Source organism: Aeromonas simiae, from assembly GCF_000820125.1.
Lineage (GTDB): Bacteria > Pseudomonadota > Gammaproteobacteria > Enterobacterales > Aeromonadaceae > Aeromonas > Aeromonas simiae.
In genome coordinates, this window is sequence record NZ_CDBY01000065.1 from 47,187 (window position 1) to 70,119 (window position 22,933).

Genomic DNA, 22,933 nt, shown 5'->3' on the forward strand with positions numbered 1-22,933 from the left:
TTTACGTTGATTTCATCATGAGGCGTGCATAAGAAGCGAACGGCGGGATTGATATGCTGAATACAGGAGTGTAATACGTTTTATATTTATTGCTGCTGGTGAATAAAACGTATGCTTTTACAACATTACCTAAGAGGGCCATTCAGTGAATGCCACTGCACTGGTATTCATATCGCGTGTGGCAATATTGATTACGACATGGGCGGGGTATTTTGTGAGTGCTGAATATGCTCTTGTAACAGCTGTTCCAGCTCTCGATGTAGCAGCGTTTCATCACCAATATTGAGCTCGATGATGCGTTTTAAATGAGTGGCGCTATCGATATCGATGTGATGACAGTAAAAACCGAGTTTCTCTTCGTCAAGATGCGAGAGCTCAGCGTCCATATGGATGGTGATGTCACTGCCAGCCAGGTGAAATGAGAGGTGATAGTTAAGGGTTTCCCCATGCTGCCAGTCAGGGGGACGACGAACCAAGGCACCTTGCAAGGAGATGTCGATGAGCTCGCTGTGCCAGTGATGGTCACCTTGACTCATGTGAATCTTTGTTGAGTAGAGTACGCGAGAAAAACGACGACGCTCGGACATGATTCCCTCTTGCGATTGGCTAGCTAATGTCTTTTGATAATTGTACCGCAATTAGGCACATTTGATAGTGAGGTTTTCTGCAAAAGCGATGTCTGTCACTGAGCCATGCCGCATCACTGGCGTGATGGCGATCTGGGTCAGACCTATGGGTAAGCAAGAACATATTTATTGATGTGATCACATCACGGAACGTACAAAGAAAATAACAACAGGCCGCACTAGAGGGTTGCGACAGATTCGTGATTATCCAGTAATAATTGTGTGAGTTCCCGAAGCAGCAGCTTTTCACAACCCAGGTTCAGCTCAACCATGCGTCGCAGATGAGTTGCGCTATTGATATCGGTATTTTGACAGTAAAAACCGAGCTTTTCCCCCTCTTGGTGGGCGAGTTCCACCGCCATTCGAATGGCGATATCACTTTCACTGAGGCAAAAAGAGAGATACTTATCCCCCTCTTGTTGAGAGCGCTGGTATTGAGGGCAGTGAACCAAGGCTCCCTTCAATGAAATATCGATAAGTTCACAGGGCCAGCTTTCCCCATCCTGATGCAACTCGGCTGCGACGGAGTAAAAAATCCGTTGAAAACGGCGGCGTTCACGAACGTTAGGGTGTGCAGGCATTGAGCGTTCCTGTTGCTGGCAGGTGTGTTAATACTCCATAGTACTGAAAAATGGTCTTTACGTCGTGGAAAATCTTGCGTTGTTAGTTTTGTGTGGTTGTTTTGTCGGATAGTCGTTCCACGATATGCAGCGCCTTGACCAACTGATCCTCTAGGCAGAAACGGGTTTCCAGGACGGGGCCGAGGCGATTGAGATCGTCGTCCAGTGTGAGCAGGTCCTCTTCCCCCGCATTGCTGTACTTATCATTGAAGCGCAGGACGACATCGGTGCAGGCGCGCAGCTTGGGATAGATGGTCTCTGCCAGCGCAAGTTGCTCGCCCTTGGCGCTCTCATAGGCGCCCATTACATGGTCGTAGATCTCGAAGTGGCTGGCCGAGATGTAGTCGACCAGATTGTTGCAAAAGTGCTGAATGCTCTCACAGCAGGGGAGTGAGCGGTGTTTGCCCCGTTGGGGGGTGAATCCCGCGAGCTGGATGTACTCGACCAGTAGTGCCTGGCGAGCATCCAGAAAGGCATCGATGGCATGGTGTTTCCCTGCGTAAACCGCCCTGGTCTGTTCCAGTTTGCTTAACATAGCCCCTCCGTGGTGCAAGCCTGCTTCAGGCTGGTGAAACTATAACTAAGTAAATTCCTAACAGGCGTCAATAGACGTTTATGAGGATCGTCAATCTCTGCTGGCGGGAGTACCATGAAAGGCCAGGCTATTTAGGCAACAAAGGCAAGATGATCATGGGGTTGTGCGATCAAGAGGGGATTTGGTTTGTGATCGGTGGGGAGCATCGTCTATGGCTGGATGGGGAGGGGCATCTGCCGGTCGGCCCCTTAAGTCAGCTACCCCCGACGTGGCGTTCCCTGCCGTTTGAGCGTTTCGACGAGTGGCAGGGAAGGGCGTGCTTCATGATCGATCTCGGTGAGGCCGATCCGGGCGATGGGTTTGTCTCCCTGCGCGCGCTGATGGAGGCGGGGGATGACGAAGGATTTCGCCTCGCCGGGCGGGCCTGGCAACTGCTCAACTTTCGCCGTACCCATCGCTTCTGCGGCCAGTGCGCTGCCCCCATGCAGCCCCTCGAGCGGGAGTGGGCGGTACGCTGCGCCAGCGGCCACGTTGCCTACCCGCGCATCTCCCCCTGCATCATCGTCGCGGTGCGGCGCGAAGGGAAGATCCTGCTCGGGGCGCACCTGCGCCACTATCGCCATGAAGATCCCATGTATACGGTGCTGGCCGGCTTTGCCGAGGCGGGAGAGAACCTCGAGCAGTGCGTGGCGCGCGAGGTGTTTGAGGAGAGCGGCATCCGGGTCGGCAACATCCGCTACGTGGCGAGTCAGCCATGGCCCTTCCCTCACAGCCTGATGATGGGGTTTCTGGCCGATTACGAGGGGGGAGAGCTGAAGGTTCAGGAAGATGAACTGGTGGCGGCCGGCTTCTTCGAGCCTGACGCCCTGCCCCGTTTGCCACCTCATGGCACCATAGCGCGGCGCCTGATCGAACTGACGCTGGAGGCGATCCGCCGCGGGCACGCCTGAGTTTGCGTCCTCTCACACTTTGCCACCCCCGCCATCCAGTCTGGGGTGGTACAATGCACCATTTTCGATACCTGATTGGATGTTGGAATGAGCGAACTGAACAATGATCGTTACCTGCGCGCCCTGCTGCGTCAGGATGTCGACACCACCCCGGTGTGGATGATGCGCCAGGCTGGCCGTTATCTGCCGGAGTACAAGGCAACCCGCGCCCAGGCGGGGGACTTCATGTCACTGTGCCGCAATGCCGAGCTGGCCTGCGAGGTCACCTTGCAGCCCCTGCGCCGTTATCCGCTCGATGCCGCCATCCTCTTCTCCGACATTCTCACCGTGCCCGATGCGATGGGGCTCGGCCTCTACTTCGAACAGGGCGAGGGGCCGCGCTTCGAGCGTCCGCTGCGCTCGATGGCCGATGTGCAGGCTCTGCCGGTGCCAGATCCGGAAGATGAACTGGGCTATGTGATGAACGCGGTGCGCACCATCCGCCGCGAGCTAAAAGGCCAGGTGCCGCTGATCGGCTTCTCCGGCAGCCCGTGGACGCTGGCCACCTACATGGTCGAGGGGGGCAGCTCCAAGGCCTTCACCAAGATAAAGCAGATGATGTATGCCGAGCCGGCGGCCCTGCACCTGCTGCTCGACAAGCTGGCCGACAGCGTCATCCTCTACCTCAACGCCCAGATCCGCGCCGGCGCCCAGTCGGTGATGGTGTTCGATACCTGGGGTGGGGTGCTGACCCCGCGCGACTACCTCGAGTTCTCCTTGCGCTACATGCACAAGATTGTCGACGGTCTTATCCGCGAGCACGACGGGCGCCGGGTTCCGGTCACCCTGTTCACCAAAAATGGCGGCCAGTGGCTGGAGCAGATTGCCGCCACCGGCTGTGATGCGGTGGGGCTGGACTGGACCACCGACATCAGCGACGCCAAGCGCCGTATTGGTGACAAGGTGGCGTTGCAGGGCAACATGGACCCCTCCCTGCTTTACGCCGCTCCGGCGCGGATCCGTGAAGAGGTGGCGACCATTTTGGCCGGCTTCGGCAAGGGCAACGGCCATGTCTTCAACCTGGGCCACGGCATCCATCAGGATGTCGATCCCGAGCATGCCGGCGTCTTCGTCGATGCGGTACACGAGCTGTCTCGCCCCTATCACGGTGGCTGATGACCGAGACGAAAGAGGGCCCACAACGGGCCCTCTTTTATTGATGGATGAACACGCTTAGGCGTGCGGTGCGACGGGTTGAGCCAGGTGCCAGCCCTGCTCGGTCTTGACCAGCCAGAGCGTGGCCTCCTCGCTCTTGAGATCGCCGGCCTTGAAGGCGCCATAGCGGCTCTCCAGCGCCATCATGGGAAGATCCTGATGGAACTTGCCATTGCTGTCGTAGACCAGATCGTCGTTGCTGGCGCTGCTCAGCTCGTCGAAGTCCTTGAGAAAGCGCAGGTTGTAGTGAACCTTGATGCGATACAACCCCTCCTGGGTCTCCTCTTTCTCGACCACGGTAAACTCGGCCGGTTCGACCACGCTGCTGCCCAGATCCGCCTGCAGGCGGGCCAGCACCAACTGCTTAATCTCATCCTCGCCGGGGCCTGAGCTGCACGCGCCGAGCAGCAGGGTCAGCAACAGAAACCATCTTTTCATGAAAACTCCGAAACAGGGCGCGAAACGTCGGGGGGCCGATTGTGCCACGCCCGCGGGGCAGGGGAAACCGGGAGTCACTGACCGATGACCCGATCGAGCCGCTCGGCAAATGGCTGTGGCCCCATAAAGCCGGTGATGCGGCTGCCCTTCACTTCGTTGCCGGCCCGATCAAACAGGATCAGGGTGGGCAGGCCGAGCACCTTGAGGTCGTTGAGCAAGGTCACGTCATCATCGTCGTTGGCGGTGACGTCGGCTTGCAGCAGCACCATGTCGGCAAAGCGGCGGCGCACCGCGGGATCGCTGAAGGTTTTGTGCTCGAACTCCTTACAGGCCACGCACCAGTCGGCATAAAGATCGAGCAGCATCGGCTTGCCATGGGCCTCCTTGAGGCGGGCCTCCAGGTCGGCGTGGGTCTTGATCCGCACAAACTGCGGCGCTTCAGGTTGGGCCTGCGCCGTTACCGGTGCCGCGCGCCAGCTGTCATAGGCCAACAACAGGGCCCCCATCATGGCCAGCAGCAGCACGAAGCCGCGCACGTTGCGCCACACGCTGGCCGCTGCCTGCTGATTGTGGTGATAGAGGTAGCCGCACAGCAGCAGGGCCCAGCCAATCCAGGCCAGCGTGCTCACTTGATCCCCCCACAGGCGAGAGAGCAGCAGCAGGGGCACCGCCAGCAGGGCGAAGCCGAACAGCTGCTTGACCCTATCCATCCAGGCGCCGGCCTTGGGGAGCAGGCGTCCGCCCGAGGTGCCAAGCAGCAGCAGCGGCAGTCCCATCCCCAGTGAAAGGGCATAGAGCGCCGCCGCGCCGAGCAGCATATCGCCGCTCTGGGCCACGTAGAGCAGGGCGCCAGAGAGTGGCGCCGTGGTGCAGGGGGAGCAGACCAGGCCGGAGATGGCCCCCATCAGGGTGACGCCGATGAGGCTGCCCCCTTGCTGGCGGTTAGAGAGCTGGGCCAGCCGGGTTTGCAGGGCGGAGGGGAGTTGCAGGGTATAGAGCCCGAACATGGAGAGGGCCAGCAGCACGAACAGCAGCGACAGGGTGATGAGCACCACGGGCGCCTGCAAGGCGGCCTGAAATTGCAGCCCCGCCGAGGCGACCACCAGTCCGAGCAGGGTATAGGTGACGGCCATCCCCTGCACATAGGCCAGCGAGAGGGCAAAGGCGCGGCCGGTAGAGAGGCGCGTCCCGCTCCCGGCGATGATGCCGGTCAGGATCGGGTACATGGGAAACATGCAGGGGGTCAGTGCCAGCCCCAGCCCCAGAGCGAAGAAGGCGGCCACGCTCAGCCACAGCCCCTGATGGCTGAGCTTATCGGCAAGTTGCTCCTGCTCGCTGGTCAGCGGCCGTGGGTCGTCGCTCAAGGGGGCCGCTTCGGCGGCCGCCACCGGGGTGATGGTGATGAGGCGCCCGGTGGGTGGATAGCAGAGTCCCTCGGTGCAGCCCTGATAGGAGAGGCGCAGTTGTCCCCCCTGGGCGGCATCGGTCAGGGTGACCGGAATGCTCACCTCTTGGTAATAGACCTGGCTCTTGCCGAAGAAGTCATCCTCGTGCGGCGTCCCTGCGGGCAGGGCGGGGGGCGCTATGGTCACCCCTTCTCCCTGGAAGGCAAAGCGGTGGCGATAGAGGTAGTAGTCGTCGGCGATGGTGAGGGTCAGGGTGAGCTGGTTCCCTTCCTGATGGCTGTCGAGGCGAAATGCCTCGTCCACCTTGAGAAAGCGTGGCGCCTGTGAAATGCCGAGGGCGCCCAGCAGATCATTGCCGCTGGCCTGTGACAAAAACGGGGTGATCATGAGGGTGAGCAGCAGCAACAGCGGGCGGATCATCGGGTCTCCTCGTCAATCCAGGCGAGATAGGGGGCGTGGCCGCCGTTGACCGGCAGCACCAGGATCTCCGGTACCTGATAGGGGTGGTGGGCCAGGATGCAGGCCTCGATGGCCGTGGCGTGGCGGGCCGCACTCTTGATGACTAACTGGGTCTCGGTCGCGCGCTCCACCTTGCCTTCCCAGCGGTAGACCGAGGTGATGCCGGGCAACTGGTTGATGCAGGCGGCGAGGCGCGCCTCCAGCAGGGCATGGCAGAGCCGGTCGGCACTCTCTTGGTCGGGACAGGTGCAGAGCACCACAATGGCGTCGGTCATCGGTGGATCCGGTCAGCAAATCGAAGCCCAATACTATACCCCCAGTGCGCGAAAATGACAGTCGCCGGGCAGGTTGTAAAAGGGGCATCGTCAGGATGGACGAGGTGCGCGAGGCAGGGCAAAATCAAGCCTCTTTCCCCATGATCCGGATTGCTTGAGTATGCCAATGACCCAACCCACCGAGCAGCTACAGAACCGCAGGGCGCATCTGCTGCGCGAAGCAGAGCGTCGCATGCTGGTTCAGCTGCACGGTCTGATGCGCAGCACTGCCGATGAGATCAACGCCGAGCTGGAAAAAGAGGAGCTGTGCGGTGAGCCGGTGACGGTAGAGCAGCTGCGCGAGGTGATCCAGAGCCACCTGTTCGAGCGGGTACACAAGGGCGATCTGCAACTGGCGCGCTCCCTGCTTGAGCACTACCAGCAGAGCCTCGATAGCCCGCCGCTGCCGGATGAAGAGGTCGCGCCGTTGCCGCGCGACGCGCAGGGCTCGTGAACCGGGCTTGAGTGTGCAGATGGCGGCCATGGTCCGCCATCTTCATTTATCGGGTCAGCGCAGGGCCAGCGCCGGGACGGGGAAGACCTTGTCGTAGGCCAGGTTGTAGACGAAGGCGTAGACCAGGTAGAAGAAGACAAACCCCAGATCCAGCAGCAGCGCCTGCCACAGGCTGATGGAGAGCCACCATGCCACCAGTGGCAGGGCGACGAGCAACAACCCCCCTTCGAAGCCGATGGCGTGCCACACCCGCTCGCCCCAGGTTTTGTCGAGCCGGCCGAGGTAGCGCAGCATCAGCTTGTCGACCAGCAGGTTGTAGACGTAGTTCCAGAGCGTGGCGATGGTGGCGAGCATGATGGACATGGCGCCCATGTGGGAGAGCGTCATCCCCAAGAGCCAGCTCGCGATGAGGGAGGTGATCACCACGCCAATCAGCTCGAAGCAGAGGGCGTGACGCAGGCGATCGGCGCCGGTTCTCATGACAGATTCCTCTTTATGTGGTGCAAGGTTGCGTAGAATCTATCAACACTTCACTATGGAACTAAGTTAGATACTATCTGTTAAGGCGATAGATGAACCTTACCCTGGAGCAGCTGCGCACTCTGCGGGCCGCCGCCGAGAGCGGCTCTTTCTCCGCGGCGGCGCGGCGTCTTGGCAAGGCCCAGTCGGTGGTGAGCACCACCATTGCCAACCTCGAGATCGATCTCGGCCTTGTCTTGTTTGATCGCAGCAAGCGTCTGCCCACCCTGACCCCGGCCGGGGCGCGCATCCTGGCCGAGGCGCAGCAGGTGCTGGAGCTGTGTGCCCACCTCGAGGCGATGGCGGGTGAACTGGCGGCCGGCATCGAGCCGCGCCTGACCCTGGCCATTGACGATGACTCCCAGCTCCCCTGGCTCGGTGCCCTGCTGGAGGCCTTTGCCGAGCGCTATCCTGCGGTGGAGCTCGAGCTGCTGTTCCCGCTGCTCGAGGATCTCACCGACATGCTGCTTGCCGGGCGCGCCCAGCTTGGCGTCAGCTATCAACAGCTGCACCCCAGCCCGGAGATCGCCTTTCACTCTCTTGGCAATGTGACCATGCCGGTGATCGTGGCGCCGGATCACCCGTTGGCGCGCAAGGCCAGCCTCACCCGCGCCGATCTGCAAGGGGCCCGCCAGCTGATGGTGACCGGCCGACGTGAAGGGGCGGAGCGCCAGCGCTTTCGGCTCGGCTCGCAGGTGTGGTGGATTGAGGGGGACTTAGGGGTGCTTGAGATGGTGAAGCGGGGATTGGGGTGGGCCTCGGTGCCTGAGTTTTTGCTGCGCGATGCCCTGGCGCGCGGCGAGGTGGTGCGCCTGAGCGCTGATTTCATGGCGGATCCCACGCTCGGGCTTGAACTGTTGTGGCACCGCGCCCGCCCGCTTGGGCAGGCGGGACGCTGGCTGAAACAGGCCCTCCTGGCGCGCCAGGAGGGGCCACATCAGTCGATCAACGGGTAGGGGAGGGGGCGCAGGCACAGGGCTGAGGCTTCGTCATCCTTGAGACGAAAGGCGGCGTCGGCCTCGGTATCCTTGGGCAGTACGGCGCTCACCAGCAGCGACTCGCCCTGCTGCCAGACGTTCAGCACTACGCCGCTGCGGCGCCAGTTCTCGCCAAGTTGGATCTCTAAGGGGGCGCCGGCCTCGACCGCGCCGCTCGCCGTGCCCTCGAGCAGGAACAGGGCGCGGTTGTTGGCGCCGCGGTACTTGGCGCGCGCCACCGTCTCCTGACCCATGTAGCAGCCTTTGCTGAAGCTGATACCGCCAAGGGCTTGCAGGTTGACCATCTGGGGAATGTACTCCCCCTGATGCGCCGCCTCGATGTGGGGCAGGCCGGCGAGGATCTCAAAGCCAAGCCAGTCGGTCTCGCCCCCCTCGGGCAGGGTCATCGCCGGCAGGGCATCGCTGGCCAGCAGCCAGCGGTCGGCCTCGAGACGTACCGCCATACCGCCGGGGATGAGACCGGTGTCGGCCAGACCAAACTGCCCGGCCACCCACCCGTCACTGCCCGCCCCGGCCAGCCCACACAGGGTATGGGGGGCCTCGGTGAGCTCCACCTTGGAGAAGACGGCGAATTTCTTCAGCTCCGGCAGCTGGCGCGCCAGCGCCGAGCGGCGCAGCAGCAGCAGCAGGCTCTCTTCCAGTACCAGCAGGCGAAAATCGCTCCACAGCTTGCCCTTAGGATCGCAGTGGCCGCCGAGGGTCTGGCTGCCGGCGTTCAGCGTCGCCACGTTACAGGTGACCTGGCCTTGCAGGAACTTGACCCGCTCTGCCCCGGCAAGTTGGATAGCGGCGAAGCCGGGCAGGGGATAGAGGGTGGGTTGTGCTGGAAAAACAGGCAGTTGGCGACTCATGATGCAGTGTCCGACAGGCATGAAGATGTGACCGCCATGGTAAAGATGGAAGGAAAATTTGTCAGCCGGAAAATCCGGCTGGTACCATCCCCAGGTATTTACTTGGAGTAATGTCGATGTTGACCCCTGCCGAGAAATCCCGTCTCAAGTGGGCCTGCCGTCGCGGCATGCTGGAGCTGGACGTGATCGTGATGCCGTTTTTCGAACACGAATTTGACTCCCTCACCCCCGAGCAGCAGCAGACCTTTGTGCGCCTGCTCGAGAGCGACGACCCGGATCTGTTTAAATGGTTCATGGGCCACGGTGTGCCCTCTGATCCTGACTTTGCCACCCTGGTGCCCTTCATCTTGCAGCGCAACCAGGCCCGCCACGACGCCAAGCTGTGACCGCCACCACCCTGCTCCCGCGCCCTTCGCGCCGGGCGCAGGGGGTGTTGCTGCTGCTCTACCTGCTGCTGCTCGCGCCAGCCCCCCTGTTGCTGCAAGGCTGGCAGTGGCCCATCCTGCTTTCCCTCTGGCTGTTCGCCCTGTGGCGCTCTTGGTTGTCTCTGCGGTTGCCTGCGCCCGCGCTGGCGTGGGACGGGGGGCAACTGCTACGTGAAGGAGTGGCGCTCGATGCATCCCGCAGCCGGGTGCTGCCCGGTTGTCTCTGGCTGGTGTTTGCCGGCGAGGGGACGCTGCTGTTTGCCGACCAGCTGGATGATGAGGCCTATCGCGCCTTGGCGCGCGCCATTCACCTTGGTAAAGCCCCATGAGATCGCCGCCACTGCACGCCTTCATCGAGCAGGTGCTCGCCACCGCCCAGGCGGGGCTCACCTACTCGCGCGATCCGTTCGACATCCAGCGTTTCGAGGCACTGCGCGCCGCCTGTGTGGCGCTGCTGGCCGAGCCCAACGGGCTAGATCCAGCGGCACTGGCCGGCTGGATCCGGCTCGATGCCGGCTACCCCACCCCCAAGCTCGACGTGCGCGCCATGATGCGCGACGAGCACGATCGCCTGTTGCTGGTGCGTGAAAAGAGCGATGGCCTCTGGACCCTGCCCGGCGGCTGGTGCGATATCGGTGACTCACCGGCGGACGCCGTGGTGCGCGAGGTGCGTGAAGAGACGGGGCTGGAGTGTGAGGCGGTGCAACTGCTGGCGCTGTTTGACAAGCTCAAGCACCCCCATCCGCCCCAACTGCCCCATGCCCACAAGGCGTTTTTTCACTGCCGTATCATCGCAGGGGCGCTGCAAGAGGAGACCGATGAAACCAGTGCGGCCGGCTGGTTTGCCATCGACGCCCTGCCGCCGCTTTCGCGCCACCGGGTGGTGGCTGAGCAGCTCGTCCGCTTGCACGCCCACCTGCTGGCAGGGCGCCCCGAGACCCTGTTTGACTGAGCCGGGCGGGTCGATGCATCGAGCAAGAGGTTAAGGTCTCAGCAGACTCCCTGAGGGCGGTCAAGGTCACACTAACATGCCCCGTACACCTGCATGGATTTTCCAAGGTGCCCGCAAACGGGTAAGATTCCCTCCAACTGTCTTTTGCTAAGACCCGAGAATCCATGTCCCAATACAATGCCGATGCCATTGAGGTTCTCAATGGCCTGGAGCCGGTGCGACGTCGCCCCGGCATGTACACCGACACCACCCGCCCCAACCACATGGGTCAGGAGGTCATCGATAACAGCGTCGACGAGGCGCTGGCGGGCCATGCGCGCAGTGTCGAGGTCATCCTGCACGAGGATCAATCCCTCGAGGTGATCGATGACGGGCGCGGCATGCCGGTGGACATTCACCCGGAGGAGGGGGTATCGGGGGTCGAGCTTATTCTCTGTAAACTGCACGCGGGCGGCAAGTTCTCCAATCAGAACTACCAGTTCTCCGGCGGCCTGCACGGGGTAGGGATCTCGGTGGTGAACGCCCTCTCGACCCGGGTTGAAGTCACAGTACGTCGCGACGGGCAGGTCTACGAGATCGCCTTTGCAAAGGGCGAGAAGGTGTCGGATCTGACCGTCACCGGCACCTGCGGGCGCCGCAACACCGGCACCCGGGTCCGTTTCTGGCCCGAGGCTCACTACTTCGATTCGCCCAGGTTTTCGGTCTCCAAGCTTGAGCACCTGCTCAAAGCGAAGGCCGTGCTCTGCCCTGGGCTGTCGATCACCTTCCTCGACAAGAACACCGGCATCAAGCTCGCCTGGTGCTACGAAGATGGGTTGAAAGATTATCTGGTCGATGCGGTCAAGAACGTTCCCTGTCTGCCGGAGCAGCCGTTTGTCGGCACCTTTACCACCGAGCAGTCGGCGGTCGACTGGGCTCTGTGCTGGCTGCCCGAAGGGGGCGAGAGCCTCGCCGAGTCTTACGTCAACCTCATCCCCACTGCCCTTGGCGGTACCCATGTCAACGGCCTGCGTCAGGGACTGCTCGACGCCATGCGCGAGTTCTGCGAGTTTCGCAATCTGCTGCCGCGTGGGGTCAAGCTCACTCCGGAAGATATCTGGGATCGCTGCGCCTACATCCTCTCGGTCAAAATTCAGGACCCGCAGTTTGCCGGTCAGACCAAGGAGCGCCTCTCCTCGCGTCAGTGCGCGGCCTTTGTCTCGGGCGTGGTGAAAGACGCCTTCAGCCTGTTTTTGAACAGCAACACCGAGCTGGCCGAGCAAATCGCCGAGCTGTGCATCTCCAGTGCCCAGCGCCGGATGCGCGCCGCCAAGACGGTGGTGCGCAAGAAGGTGACCCAGGGGCCGGCCCTGCCGGGCAAGCTCACCGACTGCGGCTGCGCCGACCCCATGCAGGGCGAGCTGTTCCTGGTGGAGGGGGATTCGGCGGGCGGCAGTGCCAAGCAGGCGCGCGATCGCGAATTCCAGGCCATCATGCCGCTGCGCGGCAAGATCCTGAACACCTGGGAGGTGGAAGCCGGTCAGGTGCTCGCCTCGCAAGAGGTGCACGACATCTCGGTCGCCATTGGCCTCGATCCGGATTCGGACGACCTCTCGGGCCTGCGCTACGGCAAGGTGTGCATCCTCGCCGATGCGGACTCCGACGGCCTGCACATCGCCACCCTCTTGTGCGCCCTGTTCGTCAAACACTTCCGCGCCCTGGTGGAGAAGGGCCACGTTTACGTGGCCATGCCACCCCTGTTTCGCATCGACATCGGCAAGGAGGTGCACTACGCCCTCGACGAGGATGAGAAGAACGGCATTCTCGAGCGGATGGAGGCCGAGAAGCGGCGCGGCAAGGTGATGGTGACCCGATTCAAGGGGCTGGGTGAGATGAACCCCAAGCAGCTGCGTGAGACCACCATGGACCCCAATACCCGTCGTCTGGTGCAGCTCACCATGGAGGACGCCGAGGCGACCATGCGGCTGATGGACATGCTGCTGGCCAAGAAGCGCGCCGGTGATCGCCGCGAGTGGCTGGAAGAGAAGGGCAACCTCGCCGAGGTGTGACCGCAAGGAGCGACCATGATTGCCAATACCCCGGCTCCCCCCTACTACGCGGTGATCTTCACCTCCGAGCGTACCGAAGGGGATGAGGGCTACGCCGCCATGGCCGAGCGCATGCTCGAGCTGGCTCGCCAGCAGGAGGGCTTTCTCGGGGTCGAGTCGGCCCGCGAAGGGGTCGGCATCACGGTCTCTTACTGGCGCGATCTCGACGCCATCGCCCGCTGGAAGGGGGATGTCGAGCACCAGGAGGCCCAGCGCCTCGGTCGCAAGCAGTGGTATCGCACCTTCAAGACACGCATTGCACGGGTGGAGCGCGATTACGGCCTGTAAGGCGCCCCGCCCCACGATTCTGGCGGCCCAGCGCCGCCACCCAATGACAAAGAGAAGCATCACATGAGTGACCTAGAGCAGAGCCTCGACGGCGTGGAGCGCCAGCCGCTGCACGCCTTCACCGAGAAGGCTTACCTCGACTACTCCATGTACGTCATCATGGATCGCGCCCTGCCGCACATCGGCGACGGCCTGAAACCGGTGCAGCGCCGCATCATCTACGCCATGAGCGAGCTGGGGCTGTCGGCCCTCTCCAAGCACAAGAAGTCGGCCCGTACCGTGGGCGACGTGCTGGGTAAGTACCATCCCCACGGCGACAGCGCCTGCTATGAAGCCATGGTGCTGATGGCCCAGCCTTTCTCCTACCGCTACCCGCTGGTGGACGGTCAGGGCAACTGGGGGGCGCCGGACGATCCTAAATCCTTCGCCGCCATGCGTTACACCGAGGCGCGCCTGTCGCGCTTCTCCGAGATTTTGCTCTCCGAGCTGGGGCAGGGCACTGCCGACTGGATCCCCAACTTCGACGGCACCATGAAGGAGCCCAAGGTGCTCCCCTCGCGCCTGCCGCACATCCTGCTCAACGGGGTGACCGGCATTGCGGTGGGGATGGCGACCGACATTCCGCCCCACAATGCCCGCGAAGTGGCCTATGCCTGCGCCGAGCTGCTCGACAACCCGGACGCCGGGCTGGATGTGTTGATGCAACACATCCAAGGGCCGGACTACCCGACCAACGCCGAGATCATCACGCCGCGCGATGAAATTCGCAAAATCTACGAGACCGGCAAGGGCTCCATCAAGCAGCGCGCCGTGTGGACGCTGGAAGAGGGCGAGATCGTCATCACCGCCCTGCCGCACCAGGCCTCGGGCGCCAAGATCCTCGAGCAGATCGCCGGGCAAATGACCGCCAAGAAGCTGCCCATGGTCACCGATCTGCGTGACGAGTCGGATCACGAGAACCCGACCCGTCTGGTGATCGTGCCGCGCTCCAACCGCATCGATATCGACGCCCTGATGGCGCATCTGTTTGCCAGCACCGATCTCGAGAAGAACTACCGGGTCAACCTCAACATACTGGGGTTGGATAACCGCCCCCAGGTCAAAGACCTCAGGACCATCCTCACCGAGTGGCTCACGTTCCGCCGCGAAACCGTGCGCCGCCGCCTGCAATACCGCCTCGACAAGGTGCTGGCCCGCCTGCACATCCTCGAAGGCCTGCTGGTGGCCTACCTCAACATCGACGAGGTGATCCACATCATCCGTACCGAGGATGAGCCGGGCGCCGTCATGATCGCGCGCTTTGGCATCACCGAGACCCAGGCCGAGGCGATCCTCGAGCTGAAACTGCGTCACCTCGCCAAGCTCGAAGAGTTTAAGATCCGCGCCGAGCAGAAGGAGCTGGAAGAGGAGCGGGGTAAGCTGGAGCTGATCTTAGGCTCCGAGCGCCGCCTCTCGACCCTCATCAAGAAAGAGCTGCTGGCCGATGCCGAGAAGTACGGCGACGAGCGCCGCACCCCGCTGGTGGAGCGTTCTGCCGCCGTGGCGCTGACCGAAAAGGAGCTGACCCCGAGCGAGCCGGTCACCGTGATCCTCTCGGCCGCAGGCTGGATCCGCGCCGCCAAGGGCCACGAAGTGGACAGCGCGGGCCTGAGCTACAAGGCTGGCGACCAGTTCCTCGGCGACGCCCAGGGGCGCAGCAACCAGCAGGCGGTGTTCCTCTCCACGCTGGGCCGCACCTATTCGCTAGAGGCCCACTCCCTGCCCTCGGCCCGTAGCCAAGGCGAGCCGCTGACCGGCCGCTTTGCGTTAAGCCCCGGCGAGGAGGTACGCCACGTGGTGATGGGCAGCGACAAGGAGCCGTTCCTCATCTCGAGCGACGCGGGCTACGGTTTTGTCTGCACCTATGACGATCTCATCGCCAAGAACAAGAATGGCAAGGCGCTATTGTCGGTGCCGGAGGGGGGAGTGGTGCTGGCGCCGCAGCCCATCAAGAGCCCACAGAGCGATCTGTGCATGGCCATCTCCAACGAGGGGCGCATGCTGCTGTTCCCGCTCTCGACCCTGCCGGTGCTCGGCAAGGGTAAGGGCAACAAGATCATCAGCATCCCGTCGGCCCGGGTGAAGGCGCGCGAGGAGTTTGTCACCCAGCTCGCCGTGGTGCCCGCCGGCGTGTCGGTGACCCTGTTTGCCGGCAAGCGCAAGCTGACCCTCAAACCCTCGGATCTCGAGCACTACCGTGGCGAGCGCGGTCGCCGCGGCGCCAAGCTGCCGCGCGGCTTGCAGCGGGTGGACCGCATCGAGATCGAACCTGTCGCCAGCACCGAGCCGGCAGCCGGGGAGAATCAGGAAGGGTAATAAATAGAAAGGGCGCGAAAGCGCCCTTTTTTATTGTTTTCTTAATTATTGTTTTCTTAATTATTGTTTGATGATACCTAGTGTCGGGTAATAACGATATAGGTACACACTCTCTGTAACACATTAAGTATCGGTACTGATGTCATCCCACTCTTGCCCCATGTATCCGATCAACCAGTTAAGGGCATAATGGCGCTCCATCGTTACACCAGGTTCAAGCGAGGCCGGGATATCATTTCCGTGGAGATTGGCATCTACAACGGCCCAATGATATCGATAGATTCGGTCTGCTTGATCCAATATTTCGTGCGTGGAGCGAAGTTTTGCATCGGCAAGAAATTGCTCTACAGGTCGATCCATCATAAATCTGATTGCGCGTGGTACATCGCATATTTCGGTTGGCTTATCGAGTTTTTCTACATACCCAAGAGCCCACAGTAATGTCCATGCGGCTTCATAGCGCCATGTAAATTGAACCCTATCATGTTGTGATGGGGATGGATTGTAGATGAAGGCCATCTCCTTTCGCGTAAAATGTTTATCGAGACCGTAGTTCTCAACTACGTTATCGATAACGGTTTGTTCCAATCCCTCTCCTTTGGCCGCAATAACCAATAGTGACAAGGCTCTATATGCAACTTGCTCTTTTGACCTGAGCGTTATTTCTTGCTCTGTGGCGATGACAGGAAGCGCTTGGTTTACCGGCACGCCTTCATCTCTTAGAATAAGTTGTGATGTTATTTTTCGTTGCAATGCTTCTGGCGCTAAAACCATATTCATTTCATTTATTTTTTTCTTTCTATCATCCACGGATGGTGAACTGATAGAAATTAGTATTGCTATAGAAAATGCTATTGTTCCAATAATGATGTGTATACGCCGCATTGAGATATTTGACCGTAATTATGTATAAGTTTTCATACAATACTATATAAATAGTATTTATTTGTGTCTGTTTTATCTTGTTTTTCATTAGGATGAGTCAGCATGTTGTTTCAAAAATAAAATAGGGTGAGTAAACAAAGTAAATTGCAGCATTATTCGTTCCCTTTGATAACAGCGAAAATTCTGGGGTTCTCGCCGTTGTGAGCATTGTCTAAGTGAACAGGGAGCACCTTAAGCTAAGGAAGCTAAGGCTGGCACGGTATTGAGTCTCCCCTCTGAACCGAGGGAAACCGCATAGTGGTCGGATTGGCGGGAGTGGCAAACGCTATCCGAAGGTCATGGATTTTCGTGATACCGGTATGGAGAGCGCCATGTTGAGCATTGTGCCCTGATCTTGCCGCCTTGCCGTCGGCCAATGGCTGGCCCCGGGCCTAAACTGGGAGAGAACAACCGAGTGCCAGGAGGCCAATCATGGAAATCGATAAAGCCATCGGACTGATCGAGGCCCACGGGGTCTTTCACGGGGATCACTACAGCTTCAACAGCGACGAGTTCGTGCAGTGGTGCGAGCAGGATGCCCACCAGACCCTCAGCCTGGAGCAGGCCAACCACGAGCTGGCGCCCTTCTGCATCCGGGTCGGCTATGCCGAGCCGGTGCGGACGTGGCGTTACTATCTCACCTGAGATGTGACGCAGAGGGCAGGACGATCCGAGCGATGCGGTGAGTCAGTGAACAAGGAGCCGGCAAGGCTCCTTTCTTGTGATGGGCAGGACGCTGAGCGAAGGCGTAGCCCTAGTTGTCGAAGTTCCACACAATGGGTAGCTCAAGATCGAATATCAGCTGATCCCCGTCGAGGGTAAAAGCCACGCAGGTCTGGTGCTGGTCGTACTCGTCGATCAGCCGGCAGCTCTCGGCGAAGTTGGACTCGTAGTTGAGGCGGGCGCTGCCCGTGCGGCCCTGCGGGTCGAGGGTCACGGCAAGCACCCGCAGCGGGTGGCGCTGGCTCAAGGTCACCCGGCTGTCTCCCACCTCCACCAACCGTTCCAGCAGGGGGAAGAAGTCCTGCTGGTGGGCCTCAATTGCCTGGGCGATGGCCTGCTCTTGTTCGGCGCGCTGGGTCAGGGGGCCGGTAAGGAGATAGCGGGTCTGGATGCGTTCTTGGGTCATACTCTGCGCCTTGTCGGGTGGGGATGGCCGTCAGGCCGGAATGCGGCCATTGCGCACCAGCGCCCGGCGGATGTTCTGGCACATTTTGCCAAAGCGGCGCAGCTCGTCAAAGGTGGGGGGGATGCCACGGCGGATCTGGCTTTGCCAGTAGCCAAGCTCCATGTCCACCAGCTCCATCAGCTTCTTGGGGCAGCCGATGCAGCCGTTGTCCGGCCCACAGCGGAAGGTGTCCGGCTGATAGAGCGGAAACTGCGCCTTCACGGCGTCGATGATCTGCTGCATCGCGGTGATCCGGTCTGGCTTGCTGCTCATTAGGCGCTCTCCTATGGTGGCAATGGGAGCCATTATACTCCCCATGTCGTGCCGACCAATGACGCGAAAGTGGTAGATCCTGCTGACAGAAATAGAAAAAGGAGCCGTTAAGGCTCCTGTTTGGTGCGAGGGGCGCTCAGGGCTCCTGGCGGGTGGCGGCCAGCACGATCTCGCGGATGCACAGGTGCTGGGGCTGCTCGTAGGCAAAGCGCACCGCCTCGGCGATATCCTGGGCCGAGATGACCCCGCCCATGTGGGCCTTCCACTGGTCATAGCCGGCCTTGATCTCATCGCTGCTGGTGTGGCTCAGCAGCTCGGTTTCGGCGGCGCCGGGGGCGATGGTGATGATGCGCACGTCCTGCATCGCCACCTCTTCGCGCAGGTTCTCCGAGATGGCGTGCACCGCGAACTTGGTGCCGCAGTAGGCGGCGTGGTTCGGGAAGGTCTTGCGCCCGGCGATGGAGCTGATGTTGATGATGGTGCCGTGGCGGCGCGCCAACATGCCCGGCAGCACGGCGTGGATACCGTTGAGCACCCCCTTCACGTTCACATCCAGCATGCGATCCCACTCGCCCGGATCTTGCTCGGCGAGCTTGCCAAGCAGCATCTGGCCGGCGTTGTTGACGATGAGATCGGCCGGGCCGAAGCGGGCCTCGGCCTCGGCCACGGCGGCGCTCATGGCGCTGCGATCGGTCACGTCCACCTGGCGGCACAGGGTATTGGGGAGCCCCAGCGCCTCGAGGCGCTCGATGCGGCGTGCCAGCAGCAGCAGGGGATAGCCCCGCTCGGCAAACAGTTGGGCGCAGGCGGCGCCAAAGCCCGAGCTGGCGCCGGTGATCACGATAAGGGGCTTGGTCATCTGGATTCTCCCATAGAAATGCTTGATGTCTTTTACGTTGCTGGCCACTATAGGGCGGCAAAATCCCGGTGAAAAATGGCTTTTTTCACTCTCTGGTATAGGTCTTTTCTATGGATATCCGCCCCCTGCGCGCCTTCGTCGCGGTGTTTGAAGAGCGCAACATCACCGCCGCTGCGGCGCGCCTGTTCATCACCCAGCCCACCCTGTCGGCCACCCTGAAGGGGCTCGAAGCGGAGCTCGGTACGGCCCTGTTTGCCCGGCAGGCGCGCGGGGTGGCGGCCACCGAGGCGGCGCGCCGCCTCTACCCCAGGGCCAAGCGGCTGATCGGCGATGCCGAGGCGCTGGTGCGCTCGTTTCACGGCGCCGAGCCGCACCTGGCGCTGACGGTCGGCATCGAGGACGATCTGGGGCCGGCGCTGGTGGCGCAACTGTGCCGCCAGCTGACCGCCATCGAGGGGCTGCGCTTTACCTTTGCGCCTGGGTGTTGCGGCGATCTGCGGCTGGGCTGCGAGTCGCTGCGCTGCGAGGACGAGCTGTTTTTACCCCTGCTGGAGGACCCCTTCCTGCTGGCCCTGCCGCCCGACCACCCTCTGGAAGGGCAACCGTCGATCGCGCTGGAGCAGCTGGCCGGCGAGTCCTGGGTCATGTGTCCGGCCCACGATGCCCAGCAGCGGCTGCTGGCCCTGCTCGGCAATCAGGCACCGGTCTGGCCGCAGCATGCCGGCTCGTTGGCGCTGGCCGCGCGCATGGTGGCCGCCGGCGCCGGGATCGCCTGGCTGCCCGACTCCCTGATCGCGCCTGAATGCGGCAAGGTGCCGCTCGCTGCGCCGCCGCTCATCCGCCGCCTAGGGCTGTGCTATGCCGCCGATGCCCTGCGCCTGCCGGCCGTGGCCGCCCTGATGGGGCGCCTCGATGCCCCCGCCTGAGGCGCAAGCCACTGACAAAAAGGGCCATCCCGTGGGATGGCCCTTTGCATAGGACGGCGCTACCCCAGCCAGCCGAGCACTCGCCACCAGAGGTAGTCGAGGGGCAGCAGGGCGATAAAGGTGAGCAGCGCCAGCGGCAGGGTAATTTTCAGCACTTCGCCAAGGCGTTCGCCGGAGAGCTGCATGGCCACGATGAGTGGCCCCACCTGATAGGGGAAGATGACGGTGGAAAAGCCGATCACCTGGATCATCAACACGGCGGGCAGCGACAAACCGGAGGCGGCGGCCAAGTCCGGCGCCATGGGGGTGAGCACGGTCGGCACCCCAGGAATGGTGGCGACCAGCCCGGTCAGGGCGGCCATGGCCGAGAGCGAGAAGAAGTTGCCGGCGTCGTGGCCGGGGGCGAGCGGCAGCCAGCGCTGCAAGGCGCCGCCCACCTCGGCGCCGAGGCCGGAGGCGTTGACTAAGGCGCCAAGGCCGAGCGCCCCGGCCACAAACAGCACGATGCCAAAGTCGATGGCGCCATTGAACGCCTTGGGTTGCACCACCCCGATACCGGGCAGCAGCAGCAAGATGGCGCTGATCAGCCCGACCCAGGCCGGGTTGATGCCGTGCAGGCTGTCGGTCATCCACATGGCCAGGGTCAACAGCAGCAGGATGGCGACCTTGCGCTGGGCGCCGGGGGCGCCGACCTGTGCCCCTTCGGCGGCGGCGCCGTTGTCTTCATGCTGGTCGATGCGGGCGGGGAAGATGACCAGCACCAATGCCACGATGAGGGCGCTCTTGAGCAGGCCGAGGATGGGGAAGTGCAGCAGTAGGTAGTCGGTGTAGCTGAAGTGGATGCCGTGCAGGGTCTCGCTCGCCCCGGAGAGGATCATGTTGGGGATGTTGGCGGGCAGGATGGCGAAGCTCGGCATGTTGCAGGTGAGCGCCAGGGTGACGGCGATGCCGAGGCGCCCCGGGGTGCCACGGGCAAAGCCGACTCGCTCGGCCAGTGCCATGCCGATGGGCACCAGCACCACGGCCCGGCCGACCGAGGAGGGCATCACGAAGCCGAGCAGCATGGCCAACATGGCCAGACCGCCGATGAGGCGCGGGTAGCTCAGTGCCAGGTGGGGGGCGAGCAGGCCGGCCATGCGCTGACCGAGCCCCGAGTCGGTGATGGCCGCCCCGATGACAAACCCCGAGATGATGAGCCAGACCGCGGTGGAGCCAAAGCCGGCGAAGATGAGGCCGGGCTCGGCCAGTCCCAGGATGATCACCAGGGCGAAGAAGAGCAGGCTGGTGAGGAAGGGGGGCAGGGCCGCGGTGCTCCACAGCACCAGCGTCAGCAGCACCACGGCGCCGGAGCGCCACAAGGTGGCATCGCCGAGCGGAAACAGGGCCAGCCAGAGCGCGGTGATGAGGGCGCCGGCGACCAGCCACTGCTTGATGGACAGGTTCTTAACCATGATGGTTCTCCCAAAGAAGTCAGGGGCAGCATAGCGCAGGGGGGCTTGTCGCGTTAGACTCGTCTCATGCCAAACCATATCGCTAATGCGACAACTCAACCCCCTTCCCACGTGGCGTTCGTGCTTGACCCCGAGCGCCCGGTGCTCAGCCACGGACGTCATTTTGAGGCGGAGGCCAGCATCGAGCCCCACCATCATCCGAGGGGGCAGTTGCTGTGGGCCGCGCAGGGGGTATTGCGGGTGACGACCGAAACCTCGGTCTGGATCGTGCCATCGAGCCACGCCGTCTGGATCCCGGGTGGGGTGGTGCACCACGTCGTCACCGAGACGGCGGCATATACCCGCAACCTCTACATTGACCCGGCCTACCCGGTGCGCCCCGAGGCGCGCGGCACCATGGTGCGGCTCACCCCCCTGATGCGCGAGGTGATCCTGCGCCTGACCCAGGAAGAGAGTCCGGACGATGCTTTGCTGCGCAAGCACTTAGGGCTGGTGGCCATCGGCGAGATTGGCCGCCTCATGGCCGCTCCGCTCGATCTGCCGGCCGGACGGGATGCACGGCTGCGCCGGCTTATCGGCCATCTGGTGAGCCAGCCTGCCGAGCGGCGTTCGCTGGCCGAGCTGGCCGAGCTGTATGGCGCCAGCCTGCGCACCATGGAGCGGCTGTTTCGCGCCGAGACCGGCATGACCTTTCGCCAGTGGCGCAGCCGGCTGCGGCTGCTTGGCGCCATCGAGCTGCTCGGCCAGGGGCAAAGCAGCACCACGATCGCCCATTCACTGGGTTACGCGACGGCCAGCGCCTTTGTGGCGGCCTTTCGTGAGCAATACGGGGTGCCGCCCCAGACCTTCCTCAAACGCGAGCTGGGCTGACGCAAGGGTCTCGCGGGGATGCACTCGGGTGGGCGTGGGGCGTAGTTAACATGCAGCTGGCGCTTGGCGAGGGGCAAGGTGCCGCCTCGGCCCATTTTGGCGAACGCTTGTTAGCCAAAATGGAGGCCAGTATACTGCGGCCAGTCAAACTTTGAGGTGTTCGATGCTTAAACTTGCCCGTGTGCTGCTGCTTGGTCTGCTGCTTATCTTCTGGTTTATCTTCGGCCTGCTGCTTTGCCTGTTCCGGCCGCGTCATCCCAACAACGTCTTTGTGTTTGCCCGCATGTATCATGCCGTTTGCCCCCTGATCGGCCTCAAGGTCAAGGTGACCTTCCCCGAGGGGATCGACCAGGCGGGGCCCGCCGTCTATGTGTGCAACCATCAGAGCAACTTCGATATCTTTACCGTCACCGGGGCCGTGCTGCCCGGCGTGGTGGCCGTGGGCAAGAAGAGTCTGGCCTGGATCCCCTTTTTTGGTCTGCTGTTCTGGCTGTCGGGCAACGTGCTGATCGACCGCTCCAACCGCAGCCGTGCCATCGGCACCATAGGTCAGGTGGTGGATCGCATCAAGCGCCGTGGCACCTCGATTTGGATGTTCCCCGAGGGGACCCGCTCCCAGGGGCGCGGCCTGTTGCCGTTCAAGGCGGGCGCCTTCCACACGGCGGTGCAGGCCGAGGTGCCCGTGGTGCCCATCATCTGCTCGAGCTATTTCGGCCAGGTCGATCTCAACCGCTGGGACAACGGTGAGGTGCTCATCGAGATGTTGCCGCCCCTGTGCACCAAGGAGCACGGCGCGGCCGGGATCCGCGAGCTCTCCGAGCGCTGCCGCGAGCAGATGGAGCGCAAGCTGGTCGAACTCGATGCCAGGGCGCGCCGCCCGGTTTGAGCCACGAACGTGCAGAAAAGGGAGCCTGGGCTCCCTTTTTTATTTGGTAAAAATGACCATGCCATCTGGTGATATTCACCACTTCGTGGGCCTTGTTGTCTTTTG

At 62.2% G+C, this 22,933-nt stretch carries 27 protein-coding genes; 14 read left to right on the top strand and 13 right to left on the bottom strand.

Translation table 11 applies throughout. The annotated features are described in order from the left end of the window. Nucleotides 1-191 precede the first annotated feature (191 nt). From BN1134_RS13695 to BN1134_RS13705, 3 genes are all read right to left on the bottom strand, one after another. On the bottom strand, nucleotides 192-587 hold the full coding sequence (locus tag BN1134_RS13695; protein WP_042047890.1) for a PilZ domain-containing protein: 396 nt from the start codon (nucleotides 585-587) through the stop codon (nucleotides 192-194). Nucleotides 588-805: 218 nt separating this feature from the next. After that, on the bottom strand, nucleotides 806-1,207 hold the full coding sequence (locus BN1134_RS19365) for a PilZ domain-containing protein (RefSeq protein WP_084214811.1): 402 nt from the start codon (nucleotides 1,205-1,207) through the stop codon (nucleotides 806-808). 82 nt (nucleotides 1,208-1,289) lie between these two features. Further along, the gene (locus BN1134_RS13705) at nucleotides 1,290-1,781 is read right to left on the bottom strand and encodes an Rsd/AlgQ family anti-sigma factor (RefSeq protein ID WP_042047894.1); all 492 of its coding nucleotides are present in this window, start codon (nucleotides 1,779-1,781) and stop codon (nucleotides 1,290-1,292) included. Between the two features lie 155 nt (nucleotides 1,782-1,936). Between BN1134_RS13705 and nudC the strand changes: the two genes are divergently transcribed. Together nudC and hemE are read left to right on the top strand one after the other, a co-directional pair. After that, nucleotides 1,937-2,731: an NAD(+) diphosphatase gene (gene nudC / locus BN1134_RS13710; protein WP_042047978.1), complete on the top strand. Its 795-nt coding sequence runs from the start codon at nucleotides 1,937-1,939 to the stop codon at nucleotides 2,729-2,731. Between the two features lie 87 nt (nucleotides 2,732-2,818). Next, nucleotides 2,819-3,886, top strand: coding sequence for a uroporphyrinogen decarboxylase (gene hemE, locus BN1134_RS13715; protein WP_042047896.1), 1,068 nt, complete (start codon nucleotides 2,819-2,821; stop codon nucleotides 3,884-3,886). Nucleotides 3,887-3,943: 57 nt separating this feature from the next. Here hemE and BN1134_RS13720 read toward each other — a convergent pair whose 3' ends face one another. From BN1134_RS13720 to cutA, 3 genes are all read right to left on the bottom strand, one after another. Further along, nucleotides 3,944-4,363, bottom strand: a complete 420-nt coding sequence (locus BN1134_RS13720; RefSeq protein WP_042047897.1) for a hypothetical protein — start codon at nucleotides 4,361-4,363, stop codon at nucleotides 3,944-3,946. 74 nt (nucleotides 4,364-4,437) lie between these two features. Continuing rightward, nucleotides 4,438-6,189, bottom strand: a complete 1,752-nt coding sequence (locus BN1134_RS13725; protein WP_042047899.1) for a protein-disulfide reductase DsbD — start codon at nucleotides 6,187-6,189, stop codon at nucleotides 4,438-4,440. After that, nucleotides 6,186-6,503, bottom strand: a complete 318-nt coding sequence (cutA, locus tag BN1134_RS13730) for a divalent-cation tolerance protein CutA (RefSeq protein ID WP_042047900.1) — start codon at nucleotides 6,501-6,503, stop codon at nucleotides 6,186-6,188. The genes BN1134_RS13725 and cutA overlap by 4 nt, the downstream gene beginning before the upstream one ends. Nucleotides 6,504-6,669: 166 nt before the next feature. On the opposite strand from cutA, the gene BN1134_RS13735 reads away from it, so the two are divergent. After that, nucleotides 6,670-6,996, top strand: a complete 327-nt coding sequence (locus tag BN1134_RS13735) for a hypothetical protein (protein WP_042047901.1) — start codon at nucleotides 6,670-6,672, stop codon at nucleotides 6,994-6,996. A gap of 54 nt (nucleotides 6,997-7,050) precedes the next feature. Here BN1134_RS13735 and BN1134_RS13740 read toward each other — a convergent pair whose 3' ends face one another. After that, entirely contained in the window at nucleotides 7,051-7,476 is a 426-nt protein-coding gene (locus BN1134_RS13740; protein ID WP_042047903.1) for a PACE efflux transporter, read from the bottom strand. A 92-nt stretch (nucleotides 7,477-7,568) separates the two neighbouring features. On the opposite strand from BN1134_RS13740, the gene BN1134_RS13745 reads away from it, so the two are divergent. Next, nucleotides 7,569-8,471 (top strand): LysR family transcriptional regulator, encoded by a 903-nt coding sequence (locus BN1134_RS13745; protein WP_042047905.1) that lies wholly within the window; start codon nucleotides 7,569-7,571, stop codon nucleotides 8,469-8,471. Here the strand turns inward: BN1134_RS13745 and ygfZ are convergent. Then, nucleotides 8,453-9,364, bottom strand: coding sequence for a tRNA-modifying protein YgfZ (gene ygfZ, locus BN1134_RS13750; protein WP_042047906.1), 912 nt, complete (start codon nucleotides 9,362-9,364; stop codon nucleotides 8,453-8,455). The genes BN1134_RS13745 and ygfZ overlap by 19 nt on opposite strands. Nucleotides 9,365-9,480: 116 nt before the next feature. On the opposite strand from ygfZ, the gene BN1134_RS13755 reads away from it, so the two are divergent. The 6 genes from BN1134_RS13755 to parC all read left to right on the top strand — a co-directional run bounded on the left by BN1134_RS13755 (nucleotide 9,481) and on the right by parC (nucleotide 15,471). Continuing rightward, nucleotides 9,481-9,750, top strand: a complete 270-nt coding sequence (locus BN1134_RS13755) for an FAD assembly factor SdhE (protein WP_042047907.1) — start codon at nucleotides 9,481-9,483, stop codon at nucleotides 9,748-9,750. Then, a complete protein-coding gene (locus BN1134_RS13760; protein WP_052449496.1) occupies nucleotides 9,747-10,118 on the top strand; it encodes a hypothetical protein in 372 nt (123 codons plus the stop codon). Before BN1134_RS13755 ends, BN1134_RS13760 begins: the two co-directional genes overlap by 4 nt. Beyond that, a complete protein-coding gene (locus tag BN1134_RS13765) occupies nucleotides 10,115-10,741 on the top strand; it encodes an NUDIX hydrolase (RefSeq protein ID WP_042047909.1) in 627 nt (208 codons plus the stop codon). Before BN1134_RS13760 ends, BN1134_RS13765 begins: the two co-directional genes overlap by 4 nt. A gap of 164 nt (nucleotides 10,742-10,905) precedes the next feature. After that, on the top strand, nucleotides 10,906-12,789 hold the full coding sequence (gene parE, locus BN1134_RS13770) for a DNA topoisomerase IV subunit B (protein WP_042047910.1): 1,884 nt from the start codon (nucleotides 10,906-10,908) through the stop codon (nucleotides 12,787-12,789). A gap of 15 nt (nucleotides 12,790-12,804) precedes the next feature. Continuing rightward, nucleotides 12,805-13,116 (top strand): antibiotic biosynthesis monooxygenase family protein, encoded by a 312-nt coding sequence (locus BN1134_RS13775; protein WP_042047911.1) that lies wholly within the window; start codon nucleotides 12,805-12,807, stop codon nucleotides 13,114-13,116. Nucleotides 13,117-13,179: 63 nt separating this feature from the next. Further along, nucleotides 13,180-15,471 carry a DNA topoisomerase IV subunit A gene (gene parC, locus BN1134_RS13780; RefSeq protein ID WP_042047912.1) on the top strand — a complete coding sequence of 764 codons (2,292 nt, stop codon included), beginning with the start codon at nucleotides 13,180-13,182 and terminating at the stop codon, nucleotides 15,469-15,471. Between the two features lie 123 nt (nucleotides 15,472-15,594). Here parC and BN1134_RS19370 read toward each other — a convergent pair whose 3' ends face one another. Further along, entirely contained in the window at nucleotides 15,595-16,281 is a 687-nt protein-coding gene (locus BN1134_RS19370; RefSeq protein ID WP_198133189.1) for a DUF4272 domain-containing protein, read from the bottom strand. Between the two features lie 546 nt (nucleotides 16,282-16,827). On the opposite strand from BN1134_RS19370, the gene BN1134_RS13790 reads away from it, so the two are divergent. Continuing rightward, nucleotides 16,828-17,040 carry a hypothetical protein gene (locus BN1134_RS13790; RefSeq protein ID WP_042047916.1) on the top strand — a complete coding sequence of 71 codons (213 nt, stop codon included), beginning with the start codon at nucleotides 16,828-16,830 and terminating at the stop codon, nucleotides 17,038-17,040. Nucleotides 17,041-17,149: 109 nt separating this feature from the next. On the opposite strand, the gene BN1134_RS13795 is transcribed toward BN1134_RS13790, so the two are convergent. The 3 genes from BN1134_RS13795 to BN1134_RS13805 form a co-directional block, all read right to left on the bottom strand. Further along, complete coding sequence (locus BN1134_RS13795; RefSeq protein WP_042047918.1) at nucleotides 17,150-17,524, bottom strand: hypothetical protein; 375 nt, start codon at nucleotides 17,522-17,524, stop codon at nucleotides 17,150-17,152. Between the two features lie 30 nt (nucleotides 17,525-17,554). Continuing rightward, nucleotides 17,555-17,806, bottom strand: coding sequence for a hypothetical protein (locus BN1134_RS13800; RefSeq protein WP_042047981.1), 252 nt, complete (start codon nucleotides 17,804-17,806; stop codon nucleotides 17,555-17,557). 166 nt (nucleotides 17,807-17,972) lie between these two features. Further along, on the bottom strand, nucleotides 17,973-18,695 hold the full coding sequence (locus BN1134_RS13805) for an SDR family oxidoreductase (protein ID WP_042047919.1): 723 nt from the start codon (nucleotides 18,693-18,695) through the stop codon (nucleotides 17,973-17,975). A 110-nt stretch (nucleotides 18,696-18,805) separates the two neighbouring features. Here BN1134_RS13805 and BN1134_RS13810 point away from each other — a divergent pair, with 110 nt between their 5' ends. Then, nucleotides 18,806-19,621, top strand: a complete 816-nt coding sequence (locus tag BN1134_RS13810; protein ID WP_042047921.1) for a LysR family transcriptional regulator — start codon at nucleotides 18,806-18,808, stop codon at nucleotides 19,619-19,621. Between the two features lie 59 nt (nucleotides 19,622-19,680). On the opposite strand, the gene BN1134_RS13815 is transcribed toward BN1134_RS13810, so the two are convergent. Beyond that, nucleotides 19,681-21,072, bottom strand: a complete 1,392-nt coding sequence (locus tag BN1134_RS13815) for an SLC13 family permease (protein ID WP_042047923.1) — start codon at nucleotides 21,070-21,072, stop codon at nucleotides 19,681-19,683. Between the two features lie 120 nt (nucleotides 21,073-21,192). On the opposite strand from BN1134_RS13815, the gene BN1134_RS13820 reads away from it, so the two are divergent. Beyond that, entirely contained in the window at nucleotides 21,193-21,942 is a 750-nt protein-coding gene (locus BN1134_RS13820; RefSeq protein ID WP_232300652.1) for an AraC family transcriptional regulator, read from the top strand. Between the two features lie 163 nt (nucleotides 21,943-22,105). After that, a complete protein-coding gene (locus tag BN1134_RS13825) occupies nucleotides 22,106-22,828 on the top strand; it encodes a 1-acylglycerol-3-phosphate O-acyltransferase (protein ID WP_042047926.1) in 723 nt (240 codons plus the stop codon). Nucleotides 22,829-22,933: the final 105 nt, after the last annotated feature.